The organism is Paenibacillus sp. GSMTC-2017, from assembly GCF_016019935.1.
Classification (GTDB): Bacteria; Bacillota; Bacilli; order Paenibacillales; family Paenibacillaceae; genus Pristimantibacillus.
The window spans coordinates 504076-522784 of the sequence record NZ_JAECMT010000001.1 but is presented as its reverse complement, the minus strand read 5'-3'; the positions used below and the strand labels follow the sequence as shown (position 1 = coordinate 522784).

General features: G+C 41.4%; 20 protein-coding genes. All 20 read left to right on the top strand.

All coding sequences use genetic code 11. The features are described from left to right. The first annotated feature begins 15 nt into the window (after positions 1-15). A complete protein-coding gene (topA, locus tag I6N90_RS02365; RefSeq protein WP_197933903.1) occupies positions 16-2115 on the top strand; it encodes a type I DNA topoisomerase in 2100 nt (699 codons plus the stop codon). 719 nt (positions 2116-2834) lie between these two features. Continuing rightward, a complete protein-coding gene (gene trmFO / locus I6N90_RS02360) occupies positions 2835-4166 on the top strand; it encodes an FADH(2)-oxidizing methylenetetrahydrofolate--tRNA-(uracil(54)-C(5))-methyltransferase TrmFO (protein ID WP_197933902.1) in 1332 nt (443 codons plus the stop codon). 150 nt (positions 4167-4316) lie between these two features. Continuing rightward, positions 4317-4862, top strand: a complete 546-nt coding sequence (hslV, locus tag I6N90_RS02355; RefSeq protein WP_197933901.1) for an ATP-dependent protease subunit HslV — start codon at positions 4317-4319, stop codon at positions 4860-4862. A 23-nt stretch (positions 4863-4885) separates the two neighbouring features. Beyond that, entirely contained in the window at positions 4886-6286 is a 1401-nt protein-coding gene (gene hslU, locus I6N90_RS02350) for an ATP-dependent protease ATPase subunit HslU (protein ID WP_197933900.1), read from the top strand. Positions 6287-6314: 28 nt separating this feature from the next. Further along, positions 6315-7085 carry a GTP-sensing pleiotropic transcriptional regulator CodY gene (gene codY, locus I6N90_RS02345; RefSeq protein ID WP_197933899.1) on the top strand — a complete coding sequence of 257 codons (771 nt, stop codon included), beginning with the start codon at positions 6315-6317 and terminating at the stop codon, positions 7083-7085. Between the two features lie 218 nt (positions 7086-7303). Next, the gene (gene flgB / locus I6N90_RS02340; protein ID WP_197933898.1) at positions 7304-7720 is read left to right on the top strand and encodes a flagellar basal body rod protein FlgB; all 417 of its coding nucleotides are present in this window, start codon (positions 7304-7306) and stop codon (positions 7718-7720) included. A gap of 3 nt (positions 7721-7723) precedes the next feature. Beyond that, positions 7724-8176 carry a flagellar basal body rod protein FlgC gene (gene flgC, locus I6N90_RS02335; RefSeq protein WP_197933897.1) on the top strand — a complete coding sequence of 151 codons (453 nt, stop codon included), beginning with the start codon at positions 7724-7726 and terminating at the stop codon, positions 8174-8176. Between the two features lie 26 nt (positions 8177-8202). Next, the gene (gene fliE, locus I6N90_RS02330) at positions 8203-8508 is read left to right on the top strand and encodes a flagellar hook-basal body complex protein FliE (protein ID WP_197933896.1); all 306 of its coding nucleotides are present in this window, start codon (positions 8203-8205) and stop codon (positions 8506-8508) included. Between the two features lie 42 nt (positions 8509-8550). Then, positions 8551-10125, top strand: a complete 1575-nt coding sequence (fliF, locus tag I6N90_RS02325; RefSeq protein WP_197933895.1) for a flagellar basal-body MS-ring/collar protein FliF — start codon at positions 8551-8553, stop codon at positions 10123-10125. A gap of 23 nt (positions 10126-10148) precedes the next feature. Further along, positions 10149-11150: a flagellar motor switch protein FliG gene (gene fliG / locus I6N90_RS02320; RefSeq protein ID WP_442950937.1), complete on the top strand. Its 1002-nt coding sequence runs from the start codon at positions 10149-10151 to the stop codon at positions 11148-11150. Continuing rightward, positions 11143-11985 carry a FliH/SctL family protein gene (locus I6N90_RS02315; protein WP_197933893.1) on the top strand — a complete coding sequence of 281 codons (843 nt, stop codon included), beginning with the start codon at positions 11143-11145 and terminating at the stop codon, positions 11983-11985. Before fliG ends, I6N90_RS02315 begins: the two co-directional genes overlap by 8 nt. Further along, positions 11972-13297, top strand: a complete 1326-nt coding sequence (gene fliI, locus I6N90_RS02310) for a flagellar protein export ATPase FliI (RefSeq protein WP_197933892.1) — start codon at positions 11972-11974, stop codon at positions 13295-13297. The genes I6N90_RS02315 and fliI overlap by 14 nt, the downstream gene beginning before the upstream one ends. Before the next feature lie 8 nt (positions 13298-13305). Next, positions 13306-13752, top strand: a complete 447-nt coding sequence (gene fliJ, locus I6N90_RS02305; protein ID WP_197933891.1) for a flagellar export protein FliJ — start codon at positions 13306-13308, stop codon at positions 13750-13752. A gap of 34 nt (positions 13753-13786) precedes the next feature. After that, positions 13787-14692, top strand: a complete 906-nt coding sequence (locus tag I6N90_RS02300; RefSeq protein ID WP_197933890.1) for a MotE family protein — start codon at positions 13787-13789, stop codon at positions 14690-14692. A 45-nt stretch (positions 14693-14737) separates the two neighbouring features. After that, on the top strand, positions 14738-16114 hold the full coding sequence (locus I6N90_RS02295) for a flagellar hook-length control protein FliK (RefSeq protein WP_197933889.1): 1377 nt from the start codon (positions 14738-14740) through the stop codon (positions 16112-16114). A gap of 42 nt (positions 16115-16156) precedes the next feature. Continuing rightward, positions 16157-16666 carry a flagellar hook capping FlgD N-terminal domain-containing protein gene (locus I6N90_RS02290; RefSeq protein WP_197933888.1) on the top strand — a complete coding sequence of 170 codons (510 nt, stop codon included), beginning with the start codon at positions 16157-16159 and terminating at the stop codon, positions 16664-16666. Continuing rightward, a complete protein-coding gene (locus I6N90_RS02285; protein WP_197933887.1) occupies positions 16663-17049 on the top strand; it encodes a TIGR02530 family flagellar biosynthesis protein in 387 nt (128 codons plus the stop codon). Before I6N90_RS02290 ends, I6N90_RS02285 begins: the two co-directional genes overlap by 4 nt. A gap of 85 nt (positions 17050-17134) precedes the next feature. Further along, a complete protein-coding gene (flgG, locus tag I6N90_RS02280; protein WP_197933886.1) occupies positions 17135-17947 on the top strand; it encodes a flagellar basal body rod protein FlgG in 813 nt (270 codons plus the stop codon). 68 nt (positions 17948-18015) lie between these two features. Continuing rightward, positions 18016-18243: a flagellar FlbD family protein gene (locus tag I6N90_RS02275; RefSeq protein ID WP_197933885.1), complete on the top strand. Its 228-nt coding sequence runs from the start codon at positions 18016-18018 to the stop codon at positions 18241-18243. Continuing rightward, complete coding sequence (locus I6N90_RS02270; RefSeq protein WP_197933884.1) at positions 18240-18704, top strand: flagellar basal body-associated FliL family protein; 465 nt, start codon at positions 18240-18242, stop codon at positions 18702-18704. Before I6N90_RS02275 ends, I6N90_RS02270 begins: the two co-directional genes overlap by 4 nt. Positions 18705-18709 lie beyond the last annotated feature (5 nt).

Sequence of the window (18709 nt, the reverse complement as noted above, 5' to 3'; positions counted from 1 at the left end):
GAGGAGGCACCTCGCATGGCAGATTCATTAGTTATTGTAGAATCACCGGCCAAAGCTAAGACGATAGGAAAGTATTTAGGAAGTAAATATATCGTAAAAGCATCAATGGGTCACATTCGAGATTTGCCTAAGAGTCAAATTGGTGTTGAGGTCGAAAATGATTTTAATCCCAAATATATTACTATTCGCGGTAAAGGCAGTGTTCTGAAAGAATTGAAGGATGCCAGCAAAAAAGTGAAACATGTCTTTCTAGCGGCCGATCCGGATCGCGAAGGAGAGGCAATTGCTTGGCATTTGGCTCATTACTTGGAGCTTAATGAAGGCGACACTTGTCGTGTTGTATTTAATGAGATAACGAAACAAGCGGTTAAGGATGCTTTTAAAAGTCCACGTAAAATTAATATGGATTTAGTTAATGCTCAGCAAGCTAGACGGATACTAGATCGTTTAGTGGGGTATAAGATTAGTCCATTATTATGGAAAAAAGTTAAAAAGGGTCTGTCCGCAGGGCGTGTGCAGTCCGTAGCAGTGAAGTTAATAATTGATCGGGAAAATGAGATTGATGCTTTTGTACCGGAAGAGTACTGGTCGATTACTGCAAAGCTGGCTCAAAACGGGATGAACTTCGACGGGAAATATTTCTCCATCAATGGAGTGAAACGAGAGCTTAATAAAGAAGCTGACGTGCAGGAAGTACTACAAGCGATGGGTGGCAATCCATTTAGCGTTGTCGAAGTTAAAGAAAAAGAGCGACTTCGCAATCCTGCACCACCATTTATTACGAGCTCCCTTCAACAAGAGGCTGCACGTAAAATTGGTTTCCGTGCATCTAAGACGATGTCAGTGGCACAACAGCTTTACGAGGGTGTGGAGCTTGGCAAAGAAGGTACAGTCGGTTTAATTACGTATATGAGAACAGACTCTACACGTATTTCACCAATTGCACAGGAAGAAGCGAAAGAGTACATTACGGAGAAGTATGGAGCAGATTTTGTTCCAGAACAACCTCGTATATATACGAAAAAAAATAGCAATGCACAAGATGCGCATGAAGCCATTCGCCCTACTTCCATTCTACGTGATCCTGAATCGATGAAACCGTTCCTATCTCGTGACCAATTAAGGCTATATAAGCTAGTATGGGAACGTTTTACTTCCAGTCAGATGTCATCGGCAGTACTAGATACTATGACTGTGGACATGGCGAGCGGAGATACAATTTTTAGAGCTAACGGTTCTAAGGTGAAGTTTGCAGGTTTTATGAAAGTGTACGTTGAAGGTAATGATGACGGCGCAGTAGAGGAACATAAGTTTTTACCTCCTCTAGCTGTTGGAGATATCATTGCTTCGGAATCTATTGAGCCAAAGCAACATTTCACACAGCCGCCGCCTCGTTATTCGGAAGCTCGGCTTGTTCGTACGCTTGAGGAACTTGGTATAGGTAGACCAAGTACTTATGCACCAACACTTGAGACGATCCAAAAGCGCGGTTACATTGCTATGGAAGAGAAAAAATTTATACCAACAGAGCTAGGGGATTTAGTTATTCAGCTCATGGAGGAATTTTTCCCGGAAATTTTGAATGCGGAGTTTACAGCGAATATGGAAGGCAACCTTGACCAAGTCGAGGAAGGTACTGAAGATTGGGTGAAGGTGCTTGCCACGTTCTACGAAACTTTCGAGAAGCGCCTTGAAGTAGCAGAAGATGAAATGAAGGAGATCGAGATTCAAGATGAAGTATCCGATGAAATATGCGAGAAGTGCGGCAAGCATCTTGTGTACAAAATGGGACGTTTCGGTAAGTTTCTCGCATGTTCTGGTTTTCCTGATTGCCGCAACACGAAACCGATTGTTAAAGATATCGGTGTAGCGTGTCCGAAATGTGCCGAAGGAAAAATTATCGAGCGCCGCAGCAAAAAGGGCCGTTTCTTCTACGGCTGTGACCAGTACCCTGGCTGTGACTATGTATCATGGGATAAGCCAACAGGGAAACCTTGTCCAAACTGTGAATCCATGTTAGTTGAGAAGCGCAATCGTAGTGGTGCAAAGTTGCAATGTGTGACTTGTGACTACTCAGAAGAAGTATTGGACGACGATCACGAGGAGCAAGCATAATCGTAGCTATTATTGAGTGATTTATGTTAGATTAGCTAACCTCGAATTGAAACCCTTACGATTGCTAATAAGCCTTGTGATCGACTTGGGTTTATAGTGTTGGATTGCATTGAAAATGAATTACTTCGAACTTCACTGGTTCTTCGAGGAGTAGCTGATTCTGTTGAATCTAAGTTATAATAGTTTTGAAAAAACAGCGTTTAACACATAGCTAACCAAACAACCTATTATATTGAACAACACGTCCTCCCTGAACAAGGGAGGATGATGTTGTTCTAAGACCTGACATCCCATTAGTAATGTATTTGTTAATCGGATGTAAGCAATAGAAAAAAGTCGCTGAAATAGCTATATAAGTGGCTATGAAAGTAGCTGTAAGGGCAAAAAGTGCTCTTACAGCAGCAAAAGTGGTCGTGAAGGTAGCTCTAAGGGTAAAAAGTGCCCTTACAGCTAGAACTGAATTAATGCTGGGAAGTTTACAGTACTTACTGTCATTACACTAACTATGTTTACTCTTATTCTAGCGTGTCCCAAGGGGACCAGAGCGCTCCAAGCACAAAATATCTTCATACAGACACAATAGCTCCAACGTTTCTCGAAGCGGGTGTCCAGAGGGCGCAGCGCCTAGGGGCCCTCCCTTGGAAGGGAGGGTTTGGGTGGGTTCGAATGCCTGCCCTGTGGGTTTGGGTATCATTTACTATCGAAAGGAATGACTTAAATTGTCACATCAAAAAGTAACAGTAATCGGAGCAGGACTTGCTGGGAGCGAGGCTGCATGGCAGATCGCTTCTCAGGGTGTGCCCGTTGTATTATATGAAATGCGTCCAGTAACACAAACACCAGCTCATCATACGAATCAATTTGCTGAACTCGTATGTAGTAATAGTCTTCGCGCAAACGGCTTAGCGAACGCTGTAGGCGTCTTGAAGGAAGAAATGCGCCGTCTGGATTCCATCATCTTAAGCAGCGCTGATCAACATGCTGTTCCTGCAGGAGGAGCATTAGCAGTAGATCGCGACGGCTTCTCAGGAGAAGTTACACGTAGACTTCACGATCATCCATTAATTGAAGTTAGAAATGAAGAAGTAACTGAAATTCCAACGGATGGTATCGTAGTCATTGCTACAGGACCACTTACAGCACCGGATCTTTCTAAACAAATTCAAAGCCTGTTAGGTGAGGAATATTTCTACTTCTATGATGCTGCAGCACCAATTATCGAAAAAGATTCAATAGATATGAGTAAAGTTTATCTTGCATCACGATATGATAAAGGTGAAGCAGCCTATTTGAATTGTCCGATGACTGAAGAAGAGTTTAACGTTTTTTATGATGCAATTATTACTGCAGAGAAAGCGGAACTTAAGGAGTTCGAGAAAGAGATTTATTTTGAAGGTTGTATGCCGATTGAGGTTATGATGAGCCGTGGTAAACAAACAGCCCTTTTTGGACCGATGAAGCCGGTTGGGTTAGTTAATCCGCATACTGGAAAGCTACCGCATGCCGTAATTCAATTGCGTCAAGACAACGCGGCTGGAACACTGTATAATATGGTAGGCTTCCAGACTCACTTGAAGTGGGGCGAGCAAAAACGAGTGTTCTCACTCATTCCTGGTCTTGAGAATGCTGAATTCGTTCGATTCGGTGTTATGCACCGAAATACTTTTATTAACTCACCGCGACTTCTAAAACCTACTTATCAGACTCAAGCAAGAGAAACACTATTTTTTGCTGGACAAATGACTGGTGTAGAAGGTTATGTGGAATCTGCTGCTTCCGGGCTTATTGCGGGTCTTAACGCTGCACGCTTAGCGAAAGGTCTTGAGCCTCTTGTGCTTCCAGAGCAAACGGCTCTTGGCAGTATGGCGCATTATATTACGACAGCTGACTTTAAACATTTTCAACCAATGAATGCCAATTTTGGTCTGTTCCCGCCGCTTGAAACTCGTATGCGCAGTAAAAAAGATAAGAATGAAGCTATTGCGAATCGGGCACTTGAACAAATTGAACAATTTAAACAGGAACATTTACAGCATTCAGCCGTAGAGTAGACTAGAGAATTTATGTTTAAGCATATTCTTATAGAACTAGACATTGCTTAAAGCTAATTTGGCATAGAATTATGAAGTGAGACTTTAAAGTATTAGTTAGACTTTCGAAATTAAGTTTTTCTTCACAGAAACTTTGGAGGAGGCATCGTAATGGAAATGCAGTTTCATGCTACGACGATATGTGCAATACGACATGAGGGTAAGGGCGCAATTGCCGGTGATGGTCAAGTAACTTTCGGCAACAGTATGGTCATGAAAAATCACGCGAAGAAAGTAAGACGACTATATCGTGGTCAAGTCGTCGCGGGATTTGCAGGTTCTGTCGCTGACGCAATTACTCTATTTGAGAAGTTTGAAGCTAAGCTTGAAGAGCATCATGGTAATTTGCAACGTGCTGCAGTAGAGCTGGCAAAGGACTGGCGCACTGATCGTATTTTGCGGAAGCTTGAAGCGATGATGCTTGTTATGGATAAGACAGGATTACTGCTTATCTCAGGAAATGGTGAAATCATTGAGCCTGATGATGGAATATTGGCAATCGGTTCAGGAGGCACCTTTGCGCTTTCTGCTGCTAGAGCGCTAAAACGACATGCTCCAACTATGGAAGCTAAGGATATGGCTAGATCATCGCTTGAAATTGCTGCAGAGATTTGTGTGTTTACGAATCATAATATTATTGTTGAAGAAATCGTATAGATGATAGCGGAGGCGATTAAATAATGGGACATGATGCACTCACACCGCGCCAGATCGTTGCGGAACTAGATAAGTATATTGTTGGTCAAAAGGATGCGAAACGATCTGTTGCGGTCGCTCTTCGCAATCGTTATCGCAGAAGCAAGTTAGACGAAGCTTTGCGTGATGAGATCGTACCCAAAAATATTTTGATGATCGGACCTACTGGTGTAGGTAAGACGGAAATTGCACGAAGACTCGCTAAGTTAGTAAAAGCTCCCTTCGTCAAACTGGAAGCAACAAAATTCACTGAAGTCGGTTATGTTGGACGCGATGTAGAGTCAATGGTTCGGGATTTAGTAGAGACCGCTATTCGTATGGTGAAAACCGAAAAGACTGAGCATGTTAAGGATAGAGCAGAAGAACTTGCTAATGAAAGAATTGTAACTTTACTCGCTCCATCTGCTGTAAAAACCAAACCTTCCAAAAATCCTTTTGAGATGCTATTCGGCGGCTCGCAAGAGGAAAAAGAGGAAGAGAAAGACCAGGAGCAAGACAATACGCTTCATCTGAAGCGTTCTCAGATTCGTGAGCAGCTTGCAGCAGGGAAGTTAGAAAATGAATCAATCGAAATTGAAGTAGAAGACTCTTCACCAAACATGCTCGATATGCTTTCTGGGCAAAATCCTGAAAGTATGGGCATGAATATGCAAGAACTATTCGGACAGTTAATGCCTAAGAAGGCGAAAAAACGCAAATTGCCAGTAAAAGAAGCTCGTAAAGCTTTGATTCAAGAAGAAGCTAATAAATTGATCGATATGGATGATGTTATTTCTGAATCCATTACACGTGCAGAGCAAAGCGGGATTATTTTTATCGATGAAATTGATAAGATTGCAAGTCCTTCCCGTGGTTCTGGTCCTGACGTATCAAGAGAAGGTGTTCAGCGCGATATATTGCCAATTGTTGAAGGATCAACGGTAATGACTAAGTACGGTCCTGTTAAAACGGACTACGTACTGTTTATAGCTGCTGGTGCATTTCATATCGCTAAACCATCGGATCTTATTCCAGAGCTACAAGGGAGATTCCCTATTCGTGTAGAGCTGACTAGTCTTAGTTTAGATGATTTTATTAGCATATTAACAGAGCCAAAAAATGCTTTAACGAAGCAATATACTGCATTGTTGCAAACAGAAGGTATTGAAGTTGAATTTTCGCCGGAAGCGATTCGCGAGTTAGCTTCAATAGCAGCTGACGTGAACAGAAATATGGAAAACATAGGAGCAAGAAGGCTTCATACGATTCTTGAAAAGCTTCTTGAGGACTTGTCATTTGAAGCGCCGGAACTTTCTCTGGAAAAAATGACGATAACTCCCCAGTATGTGAGAGACAAACTTGGCAGCATTGCGCAAGACCGTGATTTAAGTCAATATATCTTGTAGTGGTTACAGTTTTAGGAGGCATTAAGAAATGAGTTTATTAAATAAAACAAGAACGCTTAACCGGTTGCTTCAACGTGCAGCCGGTAAAGCGCTTAGCTTCAGAGAAATGGCTGAAGTACTTTGTTCGACGATTCAAAGCAATGTGTTTGTTGTAAGTAGAAGAGGTAAAATATTAGGTTGTGCAGCAGTAGATATTTACGATCATGATTATATTCGGACGCTTTCTGTGGACGAGCTACGTTTCTCTCAAACGACGAATGCGGGCTTTCTAGAAGCGCAAGAATCTATTACGAATGTTTCCCCTGATCAAGGAGTATTTGAGTCCTTTGCAAGGCTTGGAAACCAAGATGTCATGACTGTTGTTCCAATTATCGGCGGTGGAGATCGTTTAGGCACATTAGTGCTCACAAGACCTGCAGGAGCATTCGATGATGACGATCTCATACTTGCTGAGTATGGCTCCACGATTGTCGGAATGGAAATTTTAAGGGAGCGCACAGAGGAAATCGAACAAGAAGTTCGTAGCCGTGCTGTCGTTTCTGTAGCGGTCGGTTCATTGTCTTTCAGTGAACTTGAAGCAGTTGAGCATATTTTTGAAGAGTTGGATGGTAAGGAAGGTTTGCTAGTAGCTTCCAAAATTGCTGATCGTGTAGGTATTACTCGTTCAGTAATCGTAAACGCATTGCGTAAGCTCGAAAGCGCGGGAGTAATTGAGACAAGATCACTCGGTATGAAGGGTACTTATATCCGAATATTGAACCATCAATTGCTTCAGGAGCTTAAAAAGATAAAATCATAGTCCTAGGCCTAAAAGCCTACAGTAGCCCTATCTTTGAACAAAGATAGGGCTATTTTCTTATTGTAATAAATTAGGTAATTGAAGAAGATTATCGAGACAGCATAAATCGACATATTCATCTCATTTTTTTAATAATTTTATGTCGAACAAAGAAGGAATGGGGAACATTCTGTTGAATACGTTAACTTAAGATACCTAAGCGAAAGTGGTGAAACTACATGAATTTGTTGAATGGCGCTGCATTTAAACGTATGGAATCTGCGGTATATGCTGCCGAAATGCGGCAACGCGTCATATCGAACAATGTTGCTAACGCAGAAACACCGTATTTCAAACGATCGGAAGTTCTTTTTGAGCAATTACTAGAACAATCGATGGGGAATGAGGGGTTAAATCAGCTTTCCGGACGAAGAACGGACAGTAGGCATATCCCAATCGGTGCTAATTCTTCTAGAGTACCTACTGCTGAGGTCGTTACCGATCAATCGACTTCAATGAACAATAATCAGAATAATGTCGATGTTGAGCGAGAAATGTCGTTATTAGCTAAAAACCAATTAAGTTATAACTTTTATATCCAACAGATCAACCATGATATAAAAATGATGCGAACAGGTATTGAAGGGAGGAGTTAATAAGTGAAGTTGTCAAACGGATTTGATATTAGTGCCTCTGCTTTGACGGCACAAAGGATGCGTATGGATGTTATTTCATCCAACATCGCTAATGCTGAAACAACTCGAGGTAGTTATGTTGATGGAAAGTTCGAGCCATATAAGCGTAAACTCGTCGTGCTTGAACCGATGCAACAGTCATTCTCAAACGTTTTGGCTAATGAACTTGGCGGGAATAAATCGACTCAAGGTGTACGAGTAGCAAAAATTAAAGAAGATCATACACCGAGTAAACTCGTTTATAATCCTACTCACCCTGATGCTGACACTAACGGATATGTACATATGCCAAATGTCGACGTAGCGAAGGAAATGGTTGATATGATTGCTGCTTCCCGTTCTTATGAGGCGAATGTTACCGCAATAAATGCAACAAAGTCTATGTTTGTCAAAGCGCTTGAAATTGGAAGAGCATAATAAAAATTGATTGCGGAGGAAAGCTGATGATTCAATCGATATCTATGGGCCAGATGGCTCCCACAAAACTGATCACGACTAAGCCGATTGAGCAATCAACTCCGGCAGAATTGACTCAAAATTTTAGTCAGTTCCTGCAAACAGCACTTGATAATGTAGATGCACAAGAAAAACATGTGCATAAGATGAATGATCAATATTTGGTTGGCAAAGTTGATGTTACACAAGTTCTTCTAGCATCTGAGCAAGCTCATCTTAGTTTGCAACTTACCTCACAAGTCCGCAATAAGGTCGTAGAAGCGTACCAAGAAATAATGCGGATGCAAATTTAAACATACTTTCTTCCTAGCATAGAATTTGGGTGAGGTGACAATGTGAACGAGAGATTGGCCCAGTATCGCGAGCGACTCGGCAATTTTTGGAGTCAGATGGGCAGAAAACAAAAAATATGGTTGGGGGCATCTATTAGCGGGATATTGTTGACAATTATATTGTTAACAATTGTGTTCACAAGAACAGAATATGAACTGGCATTTCAAAATCTAGACGCAACTGATGCAGCTGCCGTTATGACCTATTTGGACGGCAATAACATTCCTTATGAGCTAAGTGCTAATGGTACAAGCATTATGGTGCCAAGTACAGAAGCTGCACGAGTGAAAGTAGATGTTGGCTCACAAGGACTTGTTCAAAATGGTTCAATCGGATTTGAAGTATTCAGTGCTAATTCTTCCCAATTAGGCCATACCGAAAATGAGTTTAATGTCATCTATCAAAATGCATTAAACGGAGAAGTTCAGAAACTATTGAACGGTCTTCAAGGAGTAGAAAGTTCTAAAGTTCTTATAAGTTCGCCAGAAGAAAGTGTATTTTTAACGACTGAGGAAGCCAAACAAGCTTCTGCTGCAATTGTTATGAAGTTTAAACCGGGATTCCGTCCCTCACAAAAAGATGTTGATGGATACTACAATCTAGTTCAAGCGACAGTTGCTGATCTAGCAGTCAAAGACATTACGATTTCAAGCACACAACATGGCGAGCTTGTCTCATCTGAAGCTGGTGGTGTAGCATCAGGAAATGCAGATGCAGTTGAAATGCAATTCCAAATTCAACGTAAGTATGAAACGGAACTTAAGAAAAACATTCAAGGATTTCTAGGACCAATCGTAGGCTCGGAAAATCTTGTAGTAAGTATATCTAGTAGCATGAATTTCGATAAAAAGCTTACTGAAGAAAATCTAGTGCTTCCGCTAGAAAACAACAACAACAACGGGATCATCGTAAGCGAAGAGTCAAACAACTCATCGTCAACAGGATCATCTGGTCAAGCTGGTGGTGTTCCAGGTACTGGTGAAACGGATATTCCAGGTTATGAGGCTAATGCACAAGGGAACAGTACTTCCGAAACTAGTTCGCAACTGAAAAACTATGACTTTAATCGCATTAACAACAGCATTCAATCAGGGCCTTTTGTCCTAAAAGATCTTTCTATTAGTATCGGCATCGAAGCCGAAAAATTGAATGATGAACAGAGCAGAACTCAAGTTATGAATTATTTAACAACTTTAGTACGAGCTCAGCTCGCTGATTCAGGACAAGATGTTAGTGATGACGCAGTCATTAATAAGAAAGTATCGTTAATTGCTGGTACGTTCGTTGAAAATGCATCAACCAATTCGGCAACAGGGATATCTTTACCTTGGGTAATTGGAATCGGTGTTGCTGCACTTGCTTTGATCGGCGGATTAATCTTTATGCTAGCTCGTAAGCGCAAGCAAAAAGAGATAGAAAGTATTGAACTAGCTGCTCCATCTAAAGTAGAGTATCCAACGCTTGATTTGGAAAGTATTAACAACGACAGTCAAGCCCGTAAAAATCTTGAAACACTTGCCAAACGCAAGCCTGACGAATTCGTCAATCTTCTTCGCACTTGGCTAGTGGACGAATAGAGGTGTTCTAGTTGTCAAAAGCGATGCAAGGTTTATCGGGACGCCAAAAGGCAGCAATATTATTAATAACGTTAGGTCCTGAAGTTTCAGCTCAAATATTCAAACATTTGCGTGATGAAGAGATAGAGCAACTAACACTCGAAATTGCCAATGTTCGAAAAGTTGATAGCCAAGACAGAGAAGTTATTTTAAGTGAATTTCATCAAATATGTATGGCCCAAGAATATATTTCTCAAGGGGGTATCTCCTATGCGAAAGAAATTCTTGAAAAAGCGCTTGGTGAAACGAAAGCACTGGATGTTATTAATCGGTTGACGGCAACATTACAAGTTCGACCATTTGATTTCGCCAGAAAAGCAGAACCAACACAAATTTTAAACTTTATTCAAAATGAAAATTCTCAAACGATTGCACTAGTCTTATCTTATTTGCAATCAGAACAATCATCTCAAATTTTGTCTTCACTACCGCAGGACAAACAAGCAGATGTAGCACGAAGAATTGCACTTATGGACAGCACATCGCCAGAAGTTATTTCACAAGTGGAAAGAGTGCTCGAACAAAAGTTGTCATCTACTGTTACACAGGACTACACGAATGCTGGTGGTATAGATGCCATTGTCCAAATTTTGAATGGTGTTGACCGCGGAACAGAACGTACTATCTTAGATGCACTAGAAATTCAAGATCCTGAACTCGCTGAAGAAATTAAAAAACGGATGTTCGTATTCGAAGATATTGTCAATATCGACAATCGTTCCATTCAGCGCATTATTCGCGATATCGAAAACGCAGATTTACAGCTTGCACTCAAAGTTGCCAGCGAAGAAGTTCGTGAAGCTATTTTCCGCAACATGTCCAAACGGATGGCGGAAACGTTCAAAGAGGAAATGGAATTTATGGGTCCTGTCAGGTTGCGTGACGTGGAAGAAGCACAAACAAGAATCGTTGCTACTATCCGTAGGTTAGAAGAGTCGGGTGAAATTATTATCGCACGCGGCGGAGGGGATGATATCATTGTCTAATTTGATAAAATCATCCAGCGTTGTGCCAGTTGATCAATTTAAAAAATTGCAATGGTCAAATCCCTATTTGGTAAAAATCAGTGGCGAAGCAGACTATCAAGTTGAAGAAGAAATTGTCGGTCCAGATGAAGAGACGATTTCACTCCGTGATCAAATTTTGGAAGATGCACAAGCCTTTGCTGCAAATCAATTGCTTGAATCTACACAAGAATGCGAACGGATGTTAACCGAAACTGGTCAACAAATTGATGTTTGGTGGTTGCAAAAACGTGCTGAGGATGAAACAGCTGCAGAACTCGCCAGACAATCTGGTTTTGAGCTTGGATATGCTGAAGGCTCGGCCCAATCTGTAGCTAAACTTCAGGAAGAATGGGATTCCAAGCTGACAGAAGCATCTGATGTACTTAAACAAGCCTATGCAATGCGTGAACAAATCATCCATGAAGCGGAACCGTTTTTGGTCGAATTGAGTTGCGCAATAGCAGAAAAAATAATTGGACAACAATTAACTACAGCACCAGAAATGGCAATTGAGTTAATTAGAAAATCGTTATCTAGAAGAAGAGAGCAAGGTGTAATCACATTGTGTGTTTCACCTACACAACTAGCATTCGTGCAAGCTGCTAGAGAAGAGCTACATACGACTATTGATTCACAAGCGGAGTTGCAAATATTGCCTGACTCATCTGTAAAGGACAATGGATGTGTCATACGATCAGTATTTGGTAGCATCGATGCTCGTATTGATACTCAGCTATCCGAAATAAAACGAGAACTGTTACAGCTCGCACATCAGAGCAGCGAAGAAAGAGGCTATTCAAATGACCGCGAGTAATCCGGATGTTAACAAATATTTGGACCATCTCAGGCCGATAGATCCAATACGTGTTAATGGGAAAGTAACACAAGTAATTGGTTTAACAGTTGAATCCGAAGGTCCTGATGCAAGTATCGGTGATCTCTGTTACATCTATCCGTCGAAGGGAGCTAAGCCCCTTAAGGCTGAAGTTGTAGGCTTCCGAAACAATAAAGTAATTCTGATGCCGCTTGGTGATTTGCATTCAATAAGTCCTGGGTGTGATGTCGTCGGTACAGGAAAACCATTAACGATTCAAGTAGGTTCAGAATTGCTCGGTAAAGTTCTCGACGGTTTAGGAAATCCGCTCGATGGATCGTTCCTTCCTAGTCGGATGCAGCACTATTCTACCCATAACGAACCTAGCAATCCACTTAGTCGTCCGAGAGTCGTTGATCCTTTAAGCATAGGTGTTCGAGCCATCGACGGACTGCTAACAGTAGGACAAGGACAACGGGTCGGTATTTTCGCTGGATCAGGTGTAGGAAAAAGTACTTTGCTAGGGATGATAGCAAGAAATACATCTGCTGACGTAAATGTTATTGCTTTAATCGGCGAACGTGGCAGAGAGGTGCTTGAGTTTATAGAAAAAGACTTAGGACCAGAAGGACTAGCCCGTTCTGTCGTTATCGTTGCTACATCAGATCAGCCTGCACTCATTCGGATGAAAGGCGCATTGATCGCTACAACAATCGCTGAATATTTCCGTGACCGCGGTTTAAACGTCATGTTGATGATGGATTCTGTCACGCGATATGCAATGGCGCTTCGCGAAGTTGGTCTTGCAATTGGTGAACCGCCTGCAACAAGAGGATATACCCCTTCTGTATTTGCGGCTTTGCCGAAATTACTTGAGCGAGCAGGTACAGGGATAGTAGGCTCAATTACTGCTTTTTACACTGTTTTAGTAGATGGCGATGACATGAATGAACCGATTGCTGATGCTGTTCGCGGTATATTGGACGGGCACATCGTACTTAGTAGACATTTAGCACACAAAGGTCATTTTCCAGCTATTGATGTTTTGCAGTCAGTTAGTCGTGTAATGAAAGAAATCGTAACCGAAGAGCAACAAGATGCTGCAAATGAGTTAAAACGACTGCTTGCTATATATAAAGATTCGGAAGACCTTATCAATATTGGGGCGTATCAGCAAGGTTCAAACAAAGAAATTGATCTTGCAATCCAAAATATCGATAGCATTCTTTCATTTGCAAAGCAGAAAACAACTGAAAAAGTGAGCTTAAATGAAACACAGGAACGATTAATTAATGAATTTTCTAGGAGTTGAGTTCATAAATGGCGTCCTTCCATTATTCCTTTCAAAAAGTTGTTGATTTGAAGACGAGTGAAAAGACACAAGCTGAATGGCTGCTATCTACTGCACTAAGTTTGTTGTCAACGGAAGAGCAATTGCTCCAGCAACTACATGATACGAAACATATTTGGGAGCAAAAGCTTCAAGATGCCTCTATACAAGCAGTGCCGTTATCTGAACTCCAGGTAATCGGACAATATCTAGATTATCTTCAAACTTGCATCGCAAGCAAAATGAAGGATGTTATGAAGGCTGAAAAAGTAGTCGATCAGAATCGTTCAAAGCTTGCAGACAAGATGAAAGACGAGAAAGTATGGCTCAAATCGAAAGACCATGCGTTCGATCGTTTCCGTCAAGCTCTCCAACTAAAGGAACAGAATGAACTCGACGAAATGGCAACTGTACGTTTTATGATGCCAACACCTTAATGATGTGTAATGCCCGCTAGAGGAGTGAATGGAATTGGCAGATACAGGTTTTGAAAAACAAGGGTATAGCGGTTTTGAGCGATTTATGTTCATGATGGTGCCTATTATATTCGTCGTTGTACTGCTTTTCGTTCTATTATCGCTGTTTGATGTCGATTTCCGAAATAAAGCGCTGCAAGTCGGCCAATCCGTACCTGTATTAAAGAACGTTTTGCCGGAGCCAAAAGTTGCAGGTAATTCTATGGATGATAATCAAATTCGTTCAATTAAGATGACGGAGAAGATAAAAGAGCTTGAAACAGAGCTTGCAGCAGCTAAGTCAGAACTTGAAACAGCAAAGTCAACAACAGACTCTCAAACTCAAACGGTTAAGGGATTGCAAGAAGAGAATACTTCCCTAAAAAAACTAAATGAGGATAAGCAACTAGATGGAGAGCAATATAGTGCGAAAATTACAGAACTTGCAAGCATGTTTTCTAAAATGGCTCCAAGTAAGGCAGCACCAATTGTGCAGAACATGGAACTTGATGAGGTAGTGCTACTTTTCTCAGCAATGCGTCCTGATGATCGCGTTCGTATTATGGAAAAGATGGATCCTAAGATTGCTGCAGACGCTACGATGAAGATGAAAGATAGTGAAGGCGTCAAAGATATGCAAATCGCGGCGCTTCAGGCGAGATTAGACAAAGAAGAGGACAATACCGACAAACCAGTTTCTTCTACGTTAGACCCTGATCAGCTTAGCGCTACATTCTCAGCAATGGATGCAAAAAGTGCTGGAGAGATGCTTATCAAGATGATGGAAATTAGCCCTAGCAAAGTGTTGCGTATTCTTAATTCAGTTAACGATGCAACAAGGTCTTCCATTTTGACGGAAATGTCCAACATTGATGAGGCTGCTGCAGCTAGTATAATGACCAAATTAATGTCAGGATCTTAAACTAGCTTAAATTATAGTCAGGAATGAGAAAGGAGGTGAAAAACAATGGAGATGATGATCCCAACAACAGTCTCAACACCACAGCAATCAACAGCGAGTACTTCGGTTTCTGGTTCTAAACAAGGTGCTGAAGCTTCTGACGACTTTCAGCAAGTACTAGTTCAACAAATCGTCAGTAACTCTGATAACGGTCAAGCGGTAAACGAATCTTCCCCTCTTGTCGCTGTAATTAATCAGTTAGGTGCGATAACAACTGCAACTAATGGTGAAACACAGCTATTAACTGAAGATGTTATGGCGATGATTGATGGACTTGTGGATAGTTTGGAAGTAACAGAAGGTGAAGAACAATCTAGTCATGAACCGTCACTTGAAGAACTTGAAGCAATGTTGGAGCAACTGAATGCTTTACTATCCTTGTTAGGTATCCCATTGCCAGAGCAGGAATTTAAAGCTACTAACCTTATTGAAGGAAGTTCCAACGCAGAACATGTTGAACTTGCAACAATTGAGGTTAAGTCAGCACTTCAAAACTCATTACTTCAGCTTCAGGTGCTTCTTCAGCAAGGCCCTTTGAGTCAAATAAAAGGTCAGGAGCCGTTATCAATAATCGCAAATGAACTTCAGGCATTTGCTGCTGGATTAGCAGAGGAAGTTGTTGGTCAAGGGAAAAAGTCTGATAAAGCATTAGAAGGAGCACCAGCATGGCTGAATGTGCAAGCGTCAACGACAAAAGATGCGGGAGTACATCTACAGCGCCTGTCACAACAGGCCATACATCCATCACTATTTAATGTTACGAATACAGCGGCATCAAATCAACCTGCTACAGAGCAAGGGACAACTGTTCTAACTGCTGCTGAGAATGTTATCGCTTCACCAGTTTCGTTTATCGTACCAGATCAAACACGGGAATTTGCTCCGCTTTTAGCAAAAACAACAGTAGCAACGGAGTTTGTTGTAGCTGAAAATTTTGCCGAAACGATGAATGGCTTAATCGTTCAGAAGTTTGATGTACGTACGCTGAATGGAATGTCAGAAGCAAAGTTGATATTGTTCCCTGAGCATTTGGGTCAAGTAGATGTAAAAATTTCAATGCAGAACGGGTTGCTTACAGCTGTATTCCAGGCGGACACAGCAATGGCTAAAGACTTGTTAGACAATCAGATGGCTCAACTACGAGCAGCGTTGCAAGCACAGGGACTTACGGTTGAAAAACTTGAAGTAACCCAAAGTACTTCAGCTTCGCAGCTTACAAACCAACATCCCGGTCAAGGGAATCAAGGTCAACAGTCATCTAACAATGGTCAAGGCTTTAGAGATGACAAAAATGTGAGAGACACTGCTTTTGAGAGTGAAATGGTCGAGCAAGCTGCAATTCATGGTCTTGGTTATGGCAGGTCAATTAATGAAACAGCCTAATTGAAACGATGACGTATCATAACTGATCGGGGGTGAACAGCAATGGCAGAAAGTGTATCGACAAAAACGGTATGGCCTCATTACGATAAAAAAAATGTACTGGCAGCAGCGAGCAGGCAACCATCTGACGCACTTGGCAAAGATCAATTTTTATCGATATTAGTAACACAATTGCGAAATCAAGATCCGATGCAGCCGATGCAAGATAAAGATTTTATTGCACAAATGGCACAATTTACATCTGTTGAGCAGTTGATGAATATGTCAACGGAGTTGTCGCTCATGCGTCAAAGCATTGGATCTGCTTCTAGTTTGATCGGAAAGTGGATTCAGTGGAATGAGTATGATGACAAAGGCGCAGTAACCGCTCATAAAGGCATAGCTGACTCTATCGTTTCCAAAGATGGTCTACTATTTGCCAAAGTAGGCGAAAAAGAAATTGCACTTGATTATGTTGTTTCCATTTCAGAGACAGAGCCTATTGTTCCAGAAAAACCTGAAAAAACACCAACAGATGGAGATGGGGCGAAGGAAGAGGTGGTAACACCATGAGTGACGGAATAAGAATCGGTCATTTATTTCCAATCAAGACGACACCTCTGCAACTTGATAAGTCAGTAAAAGGATCAATTGGGCGTATACCGCAGTCTACCGAATTCCGAGATCTGCTTGAATCTAAAGTATTGAAATTCAGTCATCATGCTGAAGTACGTATGGAGCAAAGAGGAATTACGTTGCAGCCAGAATCATTATCACAAATTATGAAGGCTGTTGACGATGCTGCTTCCAAAGGTGCTAAAGATTCTTTAATAGTAATGAAGGATCTCGCAATGATTGTAAACGTCCCGAGTCGCACAGTAGTTACAGCAATGGACGGTAAGCAAATGCAGAGCAACGTATTTACAAAGATTGATAGTGCGATTATTTTATCGTAAGGCTGGACCTAACAGGAAGCCTTAAGTTGTGGATCGACTGAAGCAACTTTAATCGTAAACCTAACCCATTGGAGGTAATGAAACCATGTTAAGATCGATGTATTCCGGCGTATCCGGTATGAGAGGGTTTCAAACTAAGCTTGACGTAATTGGTAACAACATTGCAAACGTGAATACAGTAGGTTTTAAAGCTGGTCGCGTCATGTTTCAAGATATTTTGAGTCAAACCGTTTCTGGTGTAACGGCTCCAGAAGAAGGAGAGCGCGGTGGTGTAAACGCGAAACAAATTGGACTTGGTGTATCCATCGGAGCAATTGATACGATACATACGGCTGGTAGTGCAATGACAACTAACCAAGCAACTGATTTGCGTATCGATGGCGACGGATTTTTTGTTGTATCAGCTGGAGATGGCACTGAGCAAATGTTAACTCGCGCAGGTAATTTTACGCTCGACGCTGCTAGACAACTTGTTAATGGTGACGGATTGTTCGTCCTTGGACAAGACGGTGCTCCAATCGTTCTTGATGAAGAGGTAACTGGGTTCAGCATAAGCCAAGATGGTACGATTATTGGTGTTACAGCAGACGGCCAAGTAGAGGTTGCTAGACTTGGTATTGCAAAAGTGATTAACCCAAGCGGTTTGGAAAAATTGGGTGGTAATTTGTACCGCATGACAGTTAATGCTAACCCAGGAGGAACATTCGAGTTGCAGTTTGCAAATGATCCGGCAACTGGAACAGGTGCGATCATTTCTGGTCAGCTTGAAATGTCAAACGTTGATTTGACAGCAGAATTTACAGAAATGATTGTAGCACAGCGCGGTTTCCAAGCGAACTCCAGAATCATAACTACTTCTGATGAAATTTTGCAAGAGGTTGTGAATTTGAAACGCTAGAGTTAATAGACTAGGTTAGAGAGCGGGAGGCTGTTTCAGCCTCCTCTACATACAAAGGGGGGTAGCTGATGATTACTGTAACGCGTTTGAACGGTTCCAAAGTAACTATAAATGCTCTTCTTATTGAAATGATTGAAGAGTCAGCTGATACGGTTATAACTCTTACAACTGGAAAAAAGCTGGTGGTGAAGGAAAAGACCACTGATTTAATCGGGCTTAATCAGAAATATCTTCAAGGTATTGGCCTCGTTGCTGCGGCCCAAATGAGTGAACAAACAGGGGGGCCTACAACATGAAAAAGATGTTGCCTTGGTTAATTACCATATTGTTATCTATTACTCTTATAGCAATTGTAGCTATCATTTTGTTTAAATCACTTTTTAATGATGAAGCTGACGCCAAAGAAGCAAAAGAACCAGTTAAAATCGAGGTGCTTACTGCTACAGAAAGAGTAGAAGTAACTTCTGAGCTTAAAGAGTTCAGACGTAACCTTAAAGATCCCGAGTATGTTGTCATTGTGAATTTCGCATTTCAATTGGATAAAAAGAAAACAAAAGAAGATTTCGATAAGTTGTTAGAGATTGAAGTTAAACCGATCATTAGCCGCACACTTGCGGATATGACTGCAGAAGAGCTTAATGGCTCCAAAGGGGAAGATGCGCTTGAATCGAAGTTGCTCACCCTCATCAATCCGATAATTCCAAAAGGCAAATTAGTGAAAGTAGAAATAACTGACTTCACGATTGCAAAGTTATAACAATT

Excerpts from the sequence above, each read along its gene's own strand:
- topA (WP_197933903.1), top strand. The coding sequence starts at position 16 with ATGGCAGATTCATTAGTTATTGTAGAATCACCGGCCAAAGCTAAGACG.
- hslV (WP_197933901.1), top strand. The coding sequence starts at position 4,317 with ATGGAAATGCAGTTTCATGCTACGACGATATGTGCAATACGACATGAG.
- hslU (WP_197933900.1), top strand. The coding sequence starts at position 4,886 with ATGGGACATGATGCACTCACACCGCGCCAGATCGTTGCGGAACTAGAT.
- codY (WP_197933899.1), top strand. The coding sequence starts at position 6,315 with ATGAGTTTATTAAATAAAACAAGAACGCTTAACCGGTTGCTTCAACGT.
- flgB (WP_197933898.1), top strand. The coding sequence starts at position 7,304 with ATGAATTTGTTGAATGGCGCTGCATTTAAACGTATGGAATCTGCGGTA.
- fliE (WP_197933896.1), top strand. The coding sequence starts at position 8,203 with ATGATTCAATCGATATCTATGGGCCAGATGGCTCCCACAAAACTGATC.
- fliG (WP_442950937.1), top strand. The coding sequence starts at position 10,149 with ATGCAAGGTTTATCGGGACGCCAAAAGGCAGCAATATTATTAATAACG.
- fliI (WP_197933892.1), top strand. The coding sequence starts at position 11,972 with ATGACCGCGAGTAATCCGGATGTTAACAAATATTTGGACCATCTCAGG.
- fliJ (WP_197933891.1), top strand. The coding sequence starts at position 13,306 with ATGGCGTCCTTCCATTATTCCTTTCAAAAAGTTGTTGATTTGAAGACG.
- I6N90_RS02295 (WP_197933889.1), top strand. The coding sequence starts at position 14,738 with ATGGAGATGATGATCCCAACAACAGTCTCAACACCACAGCAATCAACA.
- I6N90_RS02290 (WP_197933888.1), top strand. The coding sequence starts at position 16,157 with ATGGCAGAAAGTGTATCGACAAAAACGGTATGGCCTCATTACGATAAA.
- I6N90_RS02285 (WP_197933887.1), top strand. The coding sequence starts at position 16,663 with ATGAGTGACGGAATAAGAATCGGTCATTTATTTCCAATCAAGACGACA.
- flgG (WP_197933886.1), top strand. The coding sequence starts at position 17,135 with ATGTTAAGATCGATGTATTCCGGCGTATCCGGTATGAGAGGGTTTCAA.
- I6N90_RS02275 (WP_197933885.1), top strand. The coding sequence starts at position 18,016 with ATGATTACTGTAACGCGTTTGAACGGTTCCAAAGTAACTATAAATGCT.
- I6N90_RS02270 (WP_197933884.1), top strand. The coding sequence starts at position 18,240 with ATGAAAAAGATGTTGCCTTGGTTAATTACCATATTGTTATCTATTACT.